Annotated in this window: 15 protein-coding genes; 6 read left to right on the plus strand and 9 right to left on the minus strand. The window is 69.2% G+C overall.

The genetic code is table 11. From position 1 onward, the window contains the following. Positions 1 to 344: 344 nt before the first annotated feature. From JWQ05_RS12980 to JWQ05_RS13000, 5 genes are all read left to right on the plus strand, one after another. On the plus strand, positions 345 to 986 hold the full coding sequence (locus tag JWQ05_RS12980) for a TetR/AcrR family transcriptional regulator (protein ID WP_299658858.1): 642 nt from the start codon (positions 345 to 347) through the stop codon (positions 984 to 986). Positions 987 to 1,070: 84 nt separating this feature from the next. After that, positions 1,071 to 1,529, plus strand: coding sequence for a DUF2852 domain-containing protein (locus JWQ05_RS12985; protein ID WP_299658859.1), 459 nt, complete (start codon positions 1,071 to 1,073; stop codon positions 1,527 to 1,529). A 186-nt stretch (positions 1,530 to 1,715) separates the two neighbouring features. After that, the gene (gene upp, locus JWQ05_RS12990; RefSeq protein ID WP_299658860.1) at positions 1,716 to 2,357 is read left to right on the plus strand and encodes a uracil phosphoribosyltransferase; all 642 of its coding nucleotides are present in this window, start codon (positions 1,716 to 1,718) and stop codon (positions 2,355 to 2,357) included. Positions 2,358 to 2,434: 77 nt separating this feature from the next. Beyond that, on the plus strand, positions 2,435 to 3,445 hold the full coding sequence (locus JWQ05_RS12995; RefSeq protein ID WP_299658861.1) for an NAD(P)H-quinone oxidoreductase: 1,011 nt from the start codon (positions 2,435 to 2,437) through the stop codon (positions 3,443 to 3,445). Positions 3,446 to 3,562: 117 nt separating this feature from the next. Next, positions 3,563 to 3,865 carry a hypothetical protein gene (locus tag JWQ05_RS13000; RefSeq protein ID WP_299658862.1) on the plus strand — a complete coding sequence of 101 codons (303 nt, stop codon included), beginning with the start codon at positions 3,563 to 3,565 and terminating at the stop codon, positions 3,863 to 3,865. 29 nt (positions 3,866 to 3,894) lie between these two features. On the opposite strand, the gene JWQ05_RS13005 is transcribed toward JWQ05_RS13000, so the two are convergent. The 8 genes from JWQ05_RS13005 to JWQ05_RS13040 form a co-directional block, all read right to left on the minus strand. Continuing rightward, positions 3,895 to 4,776, minus strand: coding sequence for a 3-hydroxybutyryl-CoA dehydrogenase (locus tag JWQ05_RS13005; RefSeq protein ID WP_299658863.1), 882 nt, complete (start codon positions 4,774 to 4,776; stop codon positions 3,895 to 3,897). Positions 4,777 to 4,968: 192 nt separating this feature from the next. After that, a complete protein-coding gene (locus tag JWQ05_RS13010; protein WP_299658864.1) occupies positions 4,969 to 5,916 on the minus strand; it encodes an FAD-binding protein in 948 nt (315 codons plus the stop codon). Between the two features lie 87 nt (positions 5,917 to 6,003). Next, on the minus strand, positions 6,004 to 6,753 hold the full coding sequence (locus tag JWQ05_RS13015) for an electron transfer flavoprotein subunit beta/FixA family protein (RefSeq protein WP_299658865.1): 750 nt from the start codon (positions 6,751 to 6,753) through the stop codon (positions 6,004 to 6,006). 243 nt (positions 6,754 to 6,996) lie between these two features. Further along, on the minus strand, positions 6,997 to 7,569 hold the full coding sequence (locus tag JWQ05_RS13020) for a cob(I)yrinic acid a,c-diamide adenosyltransferase (RefSeq protein WP_299658866.1): 573 nt from the start codon (positions 7,567 to 7,569) through the stop codon (positions 6,997 to 6,999). A gap of 163 nt (positions 7,570 to 7,732) precedes the next feature. Then, positions 7,733 to 8,350 carry an acyloxyacyl hydrolase gene (locus JWQ05_RS13025; protein WP_299658867.1) on the minus strand — a complete coding sequence of 206 codons (618 nt, stop codon included), beginning with the start codon at positions 8,348 to 8,350 and terminating at the stop codon, positions 7,733 to 7,735. A 163-nt stretch (positions 8,351 to 8,513) separates the two neighbouring features. Then, on the minus strand, positions 8,514 to 9,800 hold the full coding sequence (locus JWQ05_RS13030) for an MFS transporter (RefSeq protein WP_299658868.1): 1,287 nt from the start codon (positions 9,798 to 9,800) through the stop codon (positions 8,514 to 8,516). Positions 9,801 to 9,810: 10 nt separating this feature from the next. Beyond that, complete coding sequence (locus JWQ05_RS13035; RefSeq protein ID WP_299658872.1) at positions 9,811 to 9,996, minus strand: twin transmembrane helix small protein; 186 nt, start codon at positions 9,994 to 9,996, stop codon at positions 9,811 to 9,813. A 105-nt stretch (positions 9,997 to 10,101) separates the two neighbouring features. Then, positions 10,102 to 12,756 (minus strand): TIGR02302 family protein, encoded by a 2,655-nt coding sequence (locus JWQ05_RS13040; protein WP_299658869.1) that lies wholly within the window; start codon positions 12,754 to 12,756, stop codon positions 10,102 to 10,104. A 192-nt stretch (positions 12,757 to 12,948) separates the two neighbouring features. Here JWQ05_RS13040 and JWQ05_RS13045 point away from each other — a divergent pair, with 192 nt between their 5' ends. Further along, the gene (locus JWQ05_RS13045) at positions 12,949 to 13,464 is read left to right on the plus strand and encodes a DUF533 domain-containing protein (RefSeq protein WP_299658870.1); all 516 of its coding nucleotides are present in this window, start codon (positions 12,949 to 12,951) and stop codon (positions 13,462 to 13,464) included. Positions 13,465 to 13,467: 3 nt separating this feature from the next. Here JWQ05_RS13045 and lysA read toward each other — a convergent pair whose 3' ends face one another. Further along, the gene (gene lysA, locus JWQ05_RS13050) at positions 13,468 to 14,745 is read right to left on the minus strand and encodes a diaminopimelate decarboxylase (RefSeq protein WP_299658871.1); all 1,278 of its coding nucleotides are present in this window, start codon (positions 14,743 to 14,745) and stop codon (positions 13,468 to 13,470) included. Between the last annotated feature and the right edge of the window lie 299 nt (positions 14,746 to 15,044).

The following is a 15,044-nucleotide window of genomic DNA, read 5'->3' on the forward strand; positions in this document are numbered from 1 at the left end:
ACCGCCGCCTCGTAGATCAGGTCCGTAAGGGTCTAGAACTCGAGCGTCCCGGGTTGGCAGATCACGGCCTCGTGCCCATGAGAGGTCTGTATTGATGTATTCTCTATACATGATCACGATCATACCAGAAGGACAAGTTTATCCGGTCTTCAAAACTTCGCTCGCGAGCATTATCACGCTTCCGTGATCAGCTGGCGCCTGCAGCGTCGAGCCCGCCGTCCGAGACTGCGCGGAACGACACGGCTCAAAATCCGTCACCGTCGTGTTAGGGGGAGGGAGGACGGCGAAACCCCTCGCGCCGGCGCGCCGTATCGCGTGGATCGAGCGGGGGCGAGGAGAGCGGTGTGCGACATTGGCGCGAAGGCCCGGGCGACCGGCGCAGCTACCATCACGGCAACCTGAAGGAAGCCCTGATCGAGGCGGCGCGCCGGTTCATCGCCGAACGCGGCATCGGCGGCTTCACCCTGGTGGATGCAGCCCGCCTCGTGGGCGTCACGCCCGCCGCGCTCTACCGACATTTCCGCGGCCGGGAGGCCTTGCTCGAAGAGGTGGCGGGGCGAGGCTTCGCCGACCTCGCCGAACGCCTCGCCCGGGCGCTCACCGCGCGTGGGACGCCGCTGGAGCGCTTTACCCGGATGGGCGAAGCCTATCTCGCCTTCGCGGAGGAGGAGCCTGGCTACTACGCGGCGATCTTCGAAACCCGAGGGCTTGCGGCCGGAACGCCGAACGCGGAATCCGCAACTCTTCGTCCGAGCCCCTTCGACCTTCTCGTCGAGGCCCTGCAATCGACCTTTCCCGAAGGCTTCGGCGGCGTCGCCCCGCGCTTCATCGCCCTCGAAGTCTGGGCGCTCTCGCACGGGCTCGCGACGTTGGCCGCCTCCGGCCACCTTCCGAAAGGTCCCGGCATGCCGGACAAGTACGAGCTTCTGCGCGCCGGCGTCCTCGCGCTCGTCCACGGCGCCGCCAGCGCGCAAGGCCGGCAATAACGCGCCACGCGGCCGCGCCCCTTGAAAGCGGGCTCGCCCATCCGCAAGTGAATGTCGTTCACATTTACATTGGAGCCGTGAGCCGTGAGCTTCTCCTCGACTTCTCCCTTCGCCACCGGGAAGGCCTGCCGCAGCGGCCCCTTCCCGCGCCGGTCCGTCGAAATCGGCGCGATCGTCGTCGCCTTCATCTACTGGTGGCCGCTTGCGGCCGCCTACGTCGCCTGGAAGGTCGCGGGCTACCCGGCGCTCGCCGAACTGCGCGGCTTCGCCGGGCGCGGCCTCACCTGGAACGCGGGCGCGGCGCGATCGCGCTTCGCCGCCGCGTTCGAGGCGGCCAATGCCGGCGGCGTCACGGGCAATCGCGCCTTCGACGATTACCGCCGCAGCGAACTCGACCGGCTCGACGCCCAGCGCCGCGCCCTTCAGGAAGAGAGCCGCGCCTTCGCCGAATTCGTCGAGGAGCTGAAGCGGGCCAAGGACCGCGATCAGTTCGACGCCTTCATGCAGAAGCGCCGTAGCGCCGACACCACGCGCTCGGTCTGATCGACCGCTCGTCTCATTCCGAGCGGAAAGGGCTTCCGGCCGAAAGCCGGGAGCCCTTTTTCGTGCCGCGCCGCCCCGCAACCGCCCTCGCCCACGGCTGGGGGATGCACTAGGAATTCGCCTGCGGTCCGGCCTCGGTTTCCCTCAAGCCCTGGAGCGGACCTCGATTTTCAGGGAGATACGGCGATGCAGGCAGGCGCGGCGACCGTCCGGGTGGTCGACCACCCCCTCGTGCAGCACAAGCTGACGCTGCTGCGCCAGCGCGAGCGCTCGACCAAGGGCTTCCGCCAGATCCTCAACGAGATCGGCATGCTGCTCGCCTACGAGGTCACTCGCGACCTGCCGCTGGAATCGGTGACCATCGAGACCCCGATCCAGGCGATGGACGCTCCGCAGATCGCCGGCAAGAAGCTGGTTCTCGCGCCGATCCTGCGGGCGGGTGTCGGCTTCCTCGACGGCATGCTCTCGCTGGTGCCCTCGGCGCGTGTGGCACATGTGGGCCTCTACCGCGACCCCGACACGCTGGAGGCCGTGGAATACTACTTCAAGGCGCCCTCCGACCTCCACGATCGTACGGTGCTGGTGCTCGACCCGATGCTGGCGACCGCGAATTCGGCGGTGGCGGCGATCAACCTCCTGAAGGAGCGCGGCGCCCAGGACCTGCGCTTCGTCTGCCTGCTCGCCGCGCCGGAGGGCATCGCCCGCCTCCAGGCCGCCCATCCCGACGTGCCGGTCTGGACCGCCGCCATCGACAGCCACCTCAACGAACACGGCTACATCGTGCCGGGCCTCGGCGACGCCGGCGACCGGATGTATGGGACGCGCTGACGCGCTTTTCCTCCCGATCGACCTTGCCAAGCGGCAGTCCGGCCGCACATGTCGAACAGCCTTCCAGGAACCCCGCGATGACAGCCAGCCTGCCCGAGACCATGCGACAGATCCGCTTCAACGGAGCCGGCGGGCCGGAGGTGCTGGCGCTCGAGACCGTGGCGCTGCCGCAGGCCGGCCCGGGTCAGGTCCTGATCGAGGTGGTGGCCGCCGGCATCAACCGCCCGGACATCCAGCAGCGCGAGGGCAAGTATCCGCCGCCGAAGGGCGCCACCGAGATCCCCGGCCTCGAAGTCGCCGGCCGCATCGTGGCCCTGGGCGAGGGCGCGACGGGCTTTGCAATCGGCGACGAGGTCTGCGCCCTGACGATCAGCGGCGGCTACGCCGAATTCGCGGTCGCGGAAATCGGGCAATGCCTGGCAAAGCCGCGTTCCCTGTCACTGATCGAGGCAGGCGGTCTGCCGGAGAATTACTTCACTGTCTACAGCACGGTGATCGAGCGCGGCCGCCTCAAGGCGGGCGAGACCTTCCTCGTGCATGGCGGATCGAGCGGCATCGGCTCCACCGCGATCCAGATCGCCAAGCAGCACGGGGCACGCGTCTTCGCCACGGCGGGCTCGGCCGCGAAGTGCGACTTCTGCCGCGAACTCGGCGCGGAGGACGCGATCAACTACCGCGAGGCCGACTTCGTGGAGGAGGTGAAGCGCCTCACCGACGGCAACGGCATCGATGTCATCCTCGACATGGTCGGTGCGCCGTACCTCGCCAAGAACCTTTCCGCCCTGGCGATCGAGGGGCGCCTCGTGCAGATCGCCTTCATGCAGGGCTACAAGGTCGATGCCTTCAGCATGACTCCGATCATGATGAAGCGCCTGACCTTCACGGGCGCCACCCTGCGGGCCCGCCCGAAGGCCGAGAAGGCCGCCATCGCGCAGGGCCTCGCGCGGGACGTCTGGCCCCTGCTGGAAAATGGCACGATCCGGCCGATCATCCACGCGACCTTCCCGCTGGAGGAGGCGCGCAAGGCCCACGAACTCATGGAATCGAGCGCGCATCTCGGCAAGATCATGCTGACGACCGGCCGCTAGGGAACACCCGGGGAACTCCGCTCTCGACCGTCGCGTTTCAGACCCGAGCATCATCCCGGAGCGATTTTTCGCCCGGGTGGACATGGCGGTCTTCAGGACCGGTCAAGCGAGGATCGAATGGCGGACAATCTACACGGTCAGGAAGCCCGGCAGGGCAAGCGCGGCAAGCCGGTGCTCTACGTTCTCATCGCGAGCCTGGTGCTGCTGGGGATTGCGCTCGCCGGCCTGATGACTTGGCAGGGCGCCAGTTCCCCAAAGGACTATGCGAGCCAGAGCACGGATGCCGCGCGCAAGGAAGTCACCGGTTCGGTGAACGGCAGCTCGAACGCGACGTCCTCGTCGAACACCAGCGGAACACCGGCCGCGAACCCGGCCTACCCGGCGCCGGCCCAGCCTGCGGCCAACGGCAACAAGCAGTAACCGGCAACGGTCTCCCGTGCTGCCCCGCCTCAGCGGGTCGGCACGGGGGTCTCGCCGCGATAATCATAAAAGCCGCGCTTGGATTTACGGCCGAGCCAGCCGGCCTCGACATACTTCACCAGCAGCGGGCAGGGCCGGTATTTCGAATCCGCCAACCCCTCGTAGAGCACCTGCATGACGGACAGGCAGGTATCGAGGCCGATGAAGTCGGCGAGCTGCAGCGGGCCCATCGGATGGTTCGCGCCGAGCCGCATGGCCGTGTCGATGGATTCCACCGAACCAACGCCCTCGTAGAGCGTGTAGATCGCCTCGTTGATCATCGGCAACAGGATACGGTTGACGATGAAGGCCGGAAAATCTTCCGACATCGTCGAGATCTTGCCGAGCTTGGCGATGAACGCCTTGGCCGACTCGTAGGTGGGATCTTCGGTGGCGATGCCGCGGATCAGCTCCACGAGTTGCATCACCGGCACCGGATTCATGAAGTGGATGCCGATGAAACGCTCGGGCCGGTCCGTGGAGGCGGCAAGCCGCGTGATCGAGATCGACGAAGTGTTGGTGGCGATCAGAGCGTCCGGCCGGAGTGAGGCGCAGAGCGTGCTGAAGATCTGGCGCTTGGTCGACTCGTCCTCGGTGGCGGCCTCGATCACGAGGTCGCAGGGGCCGAGGTCGTCGAAGGTCTCGGCGCCGACGATCCGGCCGACGGCCGCGCGGCGCTGCTCATCCGAGATCGTGCCCTTCGCGACTTGGCGCGCGAGGTTGCCGTCGACGGTCGCGAGGCCGTTGTGGATGCGGGCCGGGTCGCGGTCGTTCAAGCGGACATCGAGGCCCGCCATGGCGCAGACATGGGCGATACCGCTGCCCATCTGCCCGGCACCGATGATGCCGACCGTCCTGATATCGATGCCCATCGTCTGCACTCGCACCCTTGAGGCGTTACCTGATTGACCTCCGGACTCACCCCGTCCGGCCGTCGGAGACGCTCGCGTCGCTTATAACGTTCCGCGCCGGCCGCGTCCTAGAGCAATTCCACGCCAAGAACGCCGCAATCCCAGTATGATGCCAGCGCATCGCCAGCGCGCCGGCATCACGCATAGAGCCGCTCAGCCCTTGGCCTTGGCAATCTCGGCCTGAAACTCCGGCACCACCTGGAAGAGGTCGCCGACGAGGCCGTAATCCGCCACCTGGAAGATCGGGGCATCCTCGTCCTTGTTGATGGCGACGATGACCTTAGAATCCTTCATGCCCGCGAGATGCTGGATCGCGCCCGAGATCCCGACCGCCACGTAGAGGTCGGGGTCGACCACCTTGCCGGTCTGGCCGACCTGCCAGTCGTTCGGCGCGTAGCCGGCATCCACCGCCGCGCGCGAGGCACCCACCGCCGCGCCCAGCGTATCGGCCAGAGGCTCGATCAGCTCCTTGAACTTCTCGGCCGAACCGAGCGAGCGTCCACCCGAGACGATGATGCGGGCAGCGGCGAGCTCGGGACGGTCGGACTTGGCGATCTCCTCGCCCTTGAAGCTCGACTTGCCGGCGGAGGCCGTCGCCTGAACCGGCTCGATCGCTGCCGCGGCCCCGCCTTCGGCGGCGGGTTTGAAGGCCGCCGTGCGCACGGTGATCACCTTCTTGCCGGCGCCGGCCTGAACGGTCTGGATCGCATTGCCGGCGTAGATCGGCCGCTCGAACGTGTCGGGCGAGACCACCGTGATGATGTCCGAGATCTGCGCCACGTCGAGGAGCGCGGCCACGCGCGGCAGCACGTTCTTGCCGGTGGTGGAGGCCGCCGCGATGATGACGTCGTAGGGCCCGGCGATCGCGGCGATCAGGGCGGCGGTCGGCTCGGCGAGCGCGTGATCGTAGGCCGCGTCCTCGCTCAGGAGCACCGTCTCGATGCCCTCGAGCTTGGCGGCGGCCTCCGCCGCCGGTCGGCTGCCCGAGCCGAGCACCAGGGCGTGGACGGGGCCGCCGAGTTGAGCGGCGGCGGTGAGGGCCTTTTGGCTGGCGTCGCGCACCGCGCCGTTGTCGTGCTCGATGAAGAGGAGAGTGGCCATGATGGGATGAAATCCTCGAAAGGGCCGGAGCCGGATCGTGAGGCCCGTCGCCGTCGCGGCGCCGGGCCCTGACGGGAGACGGGCGTGCTAGATGACGCCCGCCTCGACCTTGAGCTTCTGGACCAGGACGGAAGCCGACTCGACCTTGACGCCAGCCTTGCGGCCGGCCGGCTCGACGGTCTTCAGCACCGTGATGCGCGGGGTGACGTCGACGCCGAGCGCGTCGGGGGTCAGTTCCTCCAGCGGCTTTTTCTTGGCCTTCATGATGTTGGGCAGCGACGCGTAGCGCGGCTCGTTGAGGCGTAGGTCGGTCGTCACGATGGCGGGCAGGGTCAGCGTCACGGTCTGGAGGCCGCCGTCGATCTCGCGGGTGACGTCGATCGAGCCCTCGCCGAACTCGACCTTGAAGGCGAAGGTGCCCTGCGGCCAGTCGAGGAGGGCCGCCAGCATCTGCCCGGTCTGGTTCGAATCGTCGTCGATGGCCTGCTTACCGAGGATGACGAGGCCGGGCGCTTCCTTCTCGACGATCGCCTTGAGGATCTTGGCCACCGCCAGCGGCTCGACGAGGCCGTCGGTCTTGATCAGGATCGCCCGGTCGGCGCCCATGGCCAGCGCGGTGCGCAGCGTCTCCTGCGCCTGCTGCGGGCCGATGGAGACGGCGACGATCTCCGTGGCCTTGCCCTTCTCCTTCAGGCGGATCGCCTCTTCGACGGCGATCTCGTCGAAGGGATTCATCGACATCTTGACGTTGGCGAGGTCCACGCCCGATCCGTCGGCCTTGACCCGGATTTTGACGTTGTAGTCGACGACCCGCTTGACGGGCACCAGAACCTTCATGGCGTTCACAATCCTCCGCGCGGACAATTTTCTTCGACCAGGCCGGCGCGGCGCGCGTCGGACCTGCGGCGCAGCCGGAGGTCCTGAACTCTGGTCATTGAGGCGGCGGACCGTAACGGCCTCATTTCCGCCTTGTCAACGCAAGCGGCCGTGCGGCCGCGCGGTGCAGGACGCGGGTGCCGGCGCCGGTCGATGCAATCGAGCGTTTCGCGCGGGAGATCCCGCTGCGCTCGGCGGCTCCGGTCAGCGATTCTTACCCGGCACCCAGAGCACGTCGTCGGCTCCGTTGCCGTTGGCCGTGCGGCTCGCCACGAACAGGAAGTCCGACAGGCGATTGAGGTATTGCAGCGCTTCTGCCGAGACGACCTCGCCCTCGGTCGCGGCGAGCGCGACGGCCAGGCGCTCGGCCCGCCGGCAGATCGTGCGGGCGAGGTGCAGCGCGGCCGAGGCCGCCGAACCGCCCGGCAGGACGAAGGATTTCAGAGGCGCGAGGTCGGCGTTCAGGGCGTCGATGTCGCGCTCGATGCGCTGCACCTGCGCAGCCACGATCCGCAGGGGCTCGTATTTCGGCGGTTCCGGCCCTTCCGGCGTGGCGAGATCGGCGCCTAGGTCGAACAGGTCGTTCTGGATCGCGCCCAGCATCGCGTCGAGGGCCGGCTCGGCGTGCAGGCGCACGAGACCGATGCAGGCATTGGTCTCGTCGACGGTCCCGTAGGTCTCGACGCGCAGGTCCGCCTTGGAGCGGCGCTCCCCGCTGGCCAGTGCCGTCGAGCCCTTGTCCCCGGTGCGGGTGTAGATGCGGTTGAGCGTGACCACGATGACGTCCGGTTCTGGAGAAGCCTGGATTGCGCACCAACCTAGCGCGATTTCGCTCCCGGGGGAGTCTCGGAAACGCGCGGCCGGGAGGAAGCGCCTCAAACGCGAAGGACCGGCCCCGCCCGAGCGAGACCGGTCCTCGATGCGCCGACAGCGTCGGGGATCAGAAAGTGTAGCCGAGCTTTCCGCCGAAGTTCGTCAGGCCGCGATTGTTGGCGCACAGGCCGGCATTCGACATGTGCTCCACCGTCGCCATGATGCTCCAGTGCTCGGTGAGGCGGAAGCCGAGGGCGGCGGCCTCGCGGAACAGGGGGTTGCAGCCCAGCGTGTTGAAGCCGGCCGGCGCGGTGGCCTTCGGGCCCGTGTAGCCGTCGTGGAAACCGGCGCCGAAGAAGCCCTCGAGGAAGACGATGTTGTTCAGTGTCTGCGGGAACAGGTCCACGCTCCAGGTTCCGCCGAGATAGGCGTAGCTGGTCCGCCCACCGAAATTGTAGCTGCCGCCCACGGTCGGGCGCGGCACGAAGGCCTGCCAGAACGGGTCGAGGCTCACCACCGGCTTCGCGAAGAGGATTTCGCCGTTGATGTTGCTGGTGTTGTGCTCCGCGCTGCCGGGGTCCTGCACGGCGCCACCGATGCGCACCTCCGAGACGATGCTCAGGGGCTGGACCGGGCTGACATAGGCGACCGGCGGAGGGGCGGACCGGAAGTCGGCGGCCTGCACCGGCAAGGTCGCGCAGAGGGCGACGGCAGCGGCGGCGAGGCGGAACGATTGGGATGGCATGAAACGGTTCCGATTGGACGACCCTGTCTAGCATGGCGATCCTGGCCACCGTCAGGCATCGAGGCCGGGTTTGATCCCTCGGACCGGCGATAGCTGTGCGGTGAGGCCCCCGCGCCACACACGAAAAGCGCGGAAGGACGGCGTCCAGCGGCTCGGGCCGGTCTCAGGCGATCGCCGGCTCGCCCTGTGCGTGTTGCCGACGCCAGACATACCAGCACAGGACGGCGACGGGCAGGCCGATCACCGAGGTGCCCACGAAGAACCAGGCAAAGCCGGTATCCTCGATGACGAACCCGGAGGCCCCGGCCAGCAGGCTCCCGGGAAGGGCGCAGAGCGAGGTCAGCAGCGCATACTGGCTCGCGGCGTGCTCGGTGGCCGCCAACGACGACATGTAGGTGATGAGGACGATCGACGCGAAAGCGTAGGCGAAGCTGTCGATGCTCACCGTCGCGGCGAAGGTCCAGAAGGCGCCACCACCGTCGCCGCCATGCAGGGCGAGATAGGCGAGGCTGAGATGCGAGGCCGAGCCGAACACCGTGCCGGCGACGAGGCTCGCCATGATGCCGATGCGGGGCACCACGTAGCTGGCGAGGAATGTGCCGGCCAGCGCGACCCCGAAGCCGAAGAGCTTCGTCACCGTGGCGATGTCGGTGTTCGAAAAGTGCAGGCTCTTGAACAGCGGCATCGCCATCGCGCTGGAGACGTAGCCGGGCATGCGGAAACCCGCGACCATGAGGAGGATCGGAACCGCCAAGGGACCCAGGCGCCGGACGAGGTCCCGGATCGGCGCCACGATCGTCTCGACGAAGCCCGGGTGCTCGTGCGGCGCGGTCCGGTCCGAATCGGGTTCGGGCGCGAGCAGGGCGGCGGCGACGCCGGGCGCCATCGCGACCACCATGAACAGGTAGGCGGCCCGCCAGCCATAGGCGTCGGCGAGGTAGAGGGCTCCGGCGCCCGCCACGAGGTTTCCCATGCGCCAGCCGATCTCCGACCAGGACGACATCAGCGATTGGCGTTCCACGGGTGCCACCGTGATGCGCCAGCCGTCGATGACGACGTCCTGCGTCGCGCCGGCAAAGCCCAGCGCCAGCGAGAACACGATGGTCCAGGCGAGCCAATGTGCCGGATCGCCGAAGGCGATCCCGGCGAGCGCCAGCATGATCCCGATTTGCGAAACGACGATCCAGCCGCGCCTGCGCCCGAGGAGGCGGCTGAACAGCGGCGCGTCGTAGCGATCGAGAAAGGGCGCCCAGAGGAACTTGAACTTATAGGCGAGCGTCAGTTCGCTCATCAGGCCGAGGATGCCGATCGGCACCTTCGCCTCCGACAGCCAGGCCGACTGCGTCACGTAGACGAGCAGGAACGGAATGCCGGAGCTGAAGCCGAGGCCGAGCATCGCCGCGATGCGGCGGTCGGCGAACGGGTGCCTGACGGCGTCCAGGAGGCCCATGGCGGCCGGCTCAGGCCGAGCGCCACCAGACCACGCCCATGATCAGGATGATCGCCACGAACTGAAGCAGGACCCGCAGGCGCATCAGCTTCTGCGAGAGATTGGGGCTGCCGCCGCGCATCATGTTGACGAGGCCGAGCAGCAGGATGACCGCGACGGCGACGCAGGCGACGAGAACGAGGGCGTTGGAGGAAATCACGTCGTCATGTCTCGCGTTTGGCCGAAGGGGTCGGCTCGTCGACCCATATGGGCCCTGCCTTCGCGGAGCCCAGGGGGAGGGTGTTGATCGCTCCGGCGTGCCTCAGTTCCTGCGCAGCAGGCGCTCGAAATAGTCGAGTTCCTCGCGCGGGCGGCTCGGGTCGCCGAGCTTGCGGCGCAGCTCCTCCATGATCCGGCGCGTGCGCTGGACCGCCGATTCGTCCGCCGTCGGTACGCGGGCGTTGCCGTTGGTCATGTCGCGGCCCTTGGTGGGTCGGCCGAGCGGGTCGTCCTCGCGGTTGCCCGCCTGGCCCTGCTGGCTCGGCTGCTCGCCGCCTTCGCCCTCGCCCTTCCCCTCGCCTTCGCCCTTCCCCTCTCCCTCGGCCATCTCCTGCATCTGCTTCTGCATGCCCTCGGCGCCGCGCTTCAGGCCGTCGAGGGCGCGCCCCTGCGCGTCCACCGCATCGCCGTCCTTGCCCTGGCCGAGGGCGCCCTCGGCCTCGCGCATCGCCTCCTCGGCATCGGACAGGCCTTCCTCGCCCTGCATGCCGAGGTCCTTCATCTTGCGCTGCATGTCTTCCAGGCGCTCGCGCAGTGCCTGCTGTCGCTGGCCGGCGCCGCCCTTTTGGCCCTCGCCCTTCTGTCCCTGCTGGCCTTGTCCTTGTTGCCCTTGACCCTGCTGTCCCTGACCCTGCTGGCCGGGCTCACCCTTCTGTCCGTCCTGCTGCTGACCCTGCTGGCCACGCTGCGGACGCTGGCCGCGCGGGCCCTGGCCCTGCTGGCGCTTGTCCTGGCCATCCTTGAAGGTCTCGTCGCGCAGGTCCTGCTGCTCGCGGGAGAGCTTGTCGAGTTCGTCGGCCTGCTTGCTCATCTCGCGGCCGTTCGGATCGGATTTGCCGCCCGGCTCCGCGGTCTGGAGGTTCTCCAGGGTCTCGCGAAGCTGGTCCAGCAGCCGCTGCGCCTCGGCGGTGTCGCCGCGCTTCATGGCCTCGGCCATGTCGTTGAGCATCTTGTTCAGGTCGTCGGGCGTGACGGTCTTGGCGTTCGGGTTCGGCGGGCTTTTCTCGCCCTGGGGCTTGCCGTCCTTGCGCTGGCGCTCGGCCATGCCCTTCATGAACTTGTCCAGGGCCTGCTTCAGGTCCTCGGTGAGCTTCTTGATCTCCTCGTCCGGCGCGTTGCGCTCGATAGCCTGCTTCAGGCTGTCCTGGGCCGCGCGCAGGCTCTTCTCGGCGTCGGACAGATCGCCGTCCTCGATCTTGAGGGCCATCTCCCAGAGAAGATCGGCCACCTCCATCAGGGCGTCGTCGTTGCGGGCCGCCCGGAGACGACGCGAGGCCGTCTTGAGGCCGAGGAAGATGCTCGGCTGCGGCGTGAAGCGGTCGGGCGCGATCAGGAGGGCGTCGAGGGCGGTGAGCACCCGGCCGCGGCTCTCGTCCGGGCTCGTGATCAGGCGGCGACGCTCCTCCGCCAACGCGCGCGCCAGGGGCTGGGCGAAGATCCGGGCCGGCAACGTCACCTCGGCGGCCTGCGTGCGGCCCTCCTGTCCGGCCTCGTCCTTCACGACCAGCGTCAGGCGAACTCGTGCCCCGGACCAGGGATTGTCGGTGAGGTCGACCAGCGTCTTGGTGTCGTGCTCGCCCGTGGAGTCGGCGGGCAGCGCCAGGGCGATCTTCGGCGGCGGCACCAGGACGCGCGCGCTGGCGAGGGGCTCGACGAGGCCCTCGGCGGAGGCGATGCCGTAATCGTCCTTGGCCCGGTAGGTCAGGTTGAAGGTGCCGCGCGAATTGACCTCGAGACCGCCGATGCGGCGCACTTCGGGGGCGGTGTCGGGAATGGTCTCGATGACGAGGTGCTGGGTCGCGGCGCCGCCGGCAGCGATGGTGAGGTCGGCGACGCCGCCGGTGAGCTGGAAGCGGTCCTCGCGCAGGTCGGCGTGCGCTGGCTTGCCCGGTAGGGCCTTCAGGCCGGCCTTCGGGGTCAACACGGCCTCGCCGTGGCCGGCGATGCGCACGATCAGGGTCGCGTTCACCGGCGCGCGCAGGCGCTGCGGCTCGCCGTTCATCGTCACCACGAGCGGGGGAAGGCGGGTGTAGAGCGGGGGATCGATCCAGCCATCGACCCGGAAGCTCGGACCGGCCGGGGGCGGCGCCTGCCAGTCGAAGGCGCCGAGAAGGCGCGGGCGCCATTCGGACCCCGCGACGAACAGGCTCGCGACGGCCGCGACCAGCAAAGCGGCGCGCAGCGCGAAGGGGTCGCGCCGTGCCATGGCCGGACGGGGCGGCCCGGCCTTCAGGCGCGCCACGGAGGCCGCCGCGCGGGACTGGTGCAGGGCCCAGAGCGCGCGCGTCGCCGGATCGGCGCTGCCGACGGCGAGCGTATCCTCGATCGAGGACGCAGGATGATGCGATTCGCGTCCGGTCTCGGCGGCCTCCCGGTCGATCCGCGCCAGGGCGTCGCGGCGGGACGCACGCCGCAGCCGGGCGAGCGGCGCCAGCACGGCGATCAGCGCCAGAGTGAAGAGCGCCAGGCCGATCGGGCGGGCAAGCGGCGGCAGGTCGAGCCACAGGCCGAGCCAAGAGAAGCTCAAGAAGGCCAGGACCACGCCGATCCCGCGCCACAAGACCGGCCATGCGGCTTCCCAGAGGCCGGCGGCCTGCGAGCGGGCGACGAGAGTGTCGAGCCGCCGACGCGGGTCGGCCGCACCGGAATCGTCGTCCTGTCCGCGGCTCGTTGAGGTCGCCGGGTCGGCCTCGCCCATGGGTGTCTGACTCCTCGCGCAGCACATCGGCGCCGCGCCTGCCCGCAAGGCTAGCATGGTGGGGGCTGCCTGCGGCGTGGTCAAATCACCCCAGGCCGAGGGCGGCCCCTAGGGGCGCAGACGGTCCGGATGAACCCGACATGGGCCTCGCGTGTTGCTGGCTGGATTCAGAATTCAGGAAAGGATGACCGCATGGTCGATGCCAAGCCTATCGTCGATGCCCTCGTGCGCACGCGCCGGAGCGGCATCGTGGCGGCCACCGCCCTCGGCGGGCTCGCCCTGGTGGCCGGACTGGCCGCCCGCGCGCTGCGCACCTCCGGTGCGCCCGAGCCGGCCCAGGCCCCGGCGGTGCCGAGCGTCGACGAGGACGAGGCGCGCCTGATGCTGCGCGCGATGGTCGCCGCCACCCTCGCCGACGGCCAGATCGACGCGGACGAGCGCCGACGCCTCGACGCGGCGGTGCAGGCCTCAGGCATCGAGACGGACGGGGCGGCCTGGCTCGCGGCCGAGATCGAGGATCCGGCCGACGTGGACGAGATCGCCGAGCGGGTGAAGACGCCCGAACAGGCGACCCGGATCTACTCGGCGGTCCGCCTCTCGGTGCTGGCCGACACCCTGCAGGAGCGCGAGTTCCTCAAGATGCTGGCGGCCGCCCTCGACGTGCCGGACGAGGCCGTGCGCCGGATCGAGGCCGAGATCGACGCCTGAGCCTCAGGGCGCCGGGCTCAGCCAGTCCGGCACCCGGTCGAGGCCGATCAGGTCCTCGTAGGTCGGGCGCGGGCGTACGATGGCGGCGTCGGCGCCCCGCACCAGCACTTCGGGGACGAGCAGGCGGGAATTGTAGGTCCCGGCCTGGACCGCGCCGTAGGCGCCGGCGCTCATCACCGCAATCAGGTCGCCGGCGGCGACCTCCGGCATCTCGCGGGCAAGCGCGATGTAGTCGCCGCTCTCGCAGACCGGCCCGACCACATCGGCGACGAGGCGGGGCGTGTCGGCGGACGGCTCCGCGACGGGGCGCACGCCATGATAGGCGTCGTAGAGCGTCGGGCGGATCAGGTCGTTCATCGCGGCGTCCACGATGACGAAGGTGCGCCCCTCCGTGCGCTTCACGTAGATGACGCGGGTGACGAGGATGCCCGCATTGCCGGCGATCATCCGGCCGATCTCGAAGACGGGGCGCAGGCCCAGCGGCGCGAAGTGCGGGCGCAGGACCGCGGAGAGGGCGTCGGGCTCGGGCGGCGGCGCGTTGTCGTCGCGGTAGGGAATGCCGAGGCCACCACCGAAATCGATGTGATGGAGGGGGTGCCCCTCGGCCATCAGCTCACGGGCGAGGCCGGCGAGCAGCCCCGCCGCATGGTCGAAGGGTGCGAGATCGGTGATCTGGCTGCCGATATGCATGTCGACGCCGGAGATCGCGAGGCCCGGCAGGCGCGCCGCGTGGGCGTAGACGGCGCGGGCGCGGGCCAGCGGGATGCCGAACTTGTTCTCCGACTTGCCCGTGGAGATCTTCGCATGCGTGCCTGCATCGACATCCGGATTGACCCGGATCGAGATCGGCGCGGTCAACCCGAGACTGGTGGCGACGGCGGAGAGTTCCGCGAGTTCCGGCTCGCTCTCGACGTTGAAGCAGAAGATGCCGGCCTTGAGGGCGGCGGCCATTTCGCCCTGCGTCTTGCCGACGCCCGAGAACACGATGCGCTGTGGGTCGACCCCCGCCGCGAGGGCCCGGCGCAGCTCACCCTCCGAGACGATGTCCATGCCCGCGCCGAGGCGCGCCAGGGTGGTGAGGACCGCCTGATTCGAGTTCGCCTTCATGGCGTAGCAGACGAGGGCGTCGTCCGCCCCGAAGGCCTCGGCGAAGACCCCGTAATGCCGCTCCAGCGTCGCGGTGGAATAGCAGTAGAACGGCGTGCCGACGCGCCCGGCAAGGTCCGTCAAGTCGACGTCCTCGGCATGCAAGCGGCCATCGCGGTACTGGAAGTGATGCATCGGCCTGCCTGCGAGCGCCGGACACCTACACAGGCCCGGCTACAAGGTTATGTGTCGTGCGAGACGCGCACCGGCACGAAGCAGGCGGGCTTCCCTGACCCGAAACACGGGATCGTTCCGCCGCGCCCCGTCCCTACAGCAGGGGGTCGAGGAGGAACGGTCGCTGCGGGATGACGTAGCCGCGCTTGGCGCCGCGCGTGGTCTTCACCGGCGCCTCGGCGCCCGAGCCCGGCACCGCGAGCGCGTCGAGTTCGTCGCCCGCCCGCACCGCGTCCGGCTCCGGCGCCGCCGTGCCGCCG

This window comes from Methylobacterium sp. (genome assembly GCF_028290105.1).
GTDB lineage: Bacteria > Pseudomonadota > Alphaproteobacteria > Rhizobiales > Beijerinckiaceae > Methylobacterium.